The following is a 495-nucleotide window of genomic DNA, read 5'->3' as shown; positions in this document are numbered from 1 at the left end:
CGAAAATATAATTGCGAGCCTATTTTTTTGCTCATCGGCGTCCTCCCCCATTTACGAAATCCTACTGAAAGATCGAATTATTTCGATATGTTCATGAATGTTGTCAATAACGGCGATTATCTATATATTAATACTATGGAAATAGTCACTGAAATTGGAGATGAGAGTGAAAGCGGGGTAGAGTCCTGTTATGATGACGCTTGGCATCTTAATGCGGAGACATTTTCAGAAGTCGCTCGAATTCTGAACTTCCTATTCAACAATCCGCCGACCCGTGGCGCAGATAAAATGGTTACAACCAAGCTACCTATGTTTTCTACTGTTTCTGCAACCCCGGTAGCTGAAGATTTTGAGCGCACAGCCCACGTCAGTTCCGCTCTTCGTTTTGATGGTGTCAAAGTCCCCCTCGGGCAGACTTTATCCGTATATTGCGGTTCGGGAATGCCCATCGCAATCATGGTGAACGTCTCGGGAACTCACGCCACAGCGAAAATC

Annotated in this window: 1 protein-coding gene; it reads left to right on the top strand. The window is 44.8% G+C overall.

The window, feature by feature from the left end; genetic code table 11:
- Window positions 1-93 precede the first annotated feature (93 nt).
- The coding region (locus V5F77_RS29105) for a hypothetical protein (RefSeq protein ID WP_429008516.1) at window positions 94-495 on the top strand (402 nt) is incomplete at its 3' end.

Origin of the sequence: Roseixanthobacter psychrophilus (genome assembly GCF_043195195.1) — a bacterium.
In the GTDB taxonomy this organism is placed as follows: Bacteria; Pseudomonadota; Alphaproteobacteria; order Rhizobiales; family Xanthobacteraceae; genus NCEH01.
This window is presented reverse-complemented; position numbering and strand designations above follow the sequence as displayed.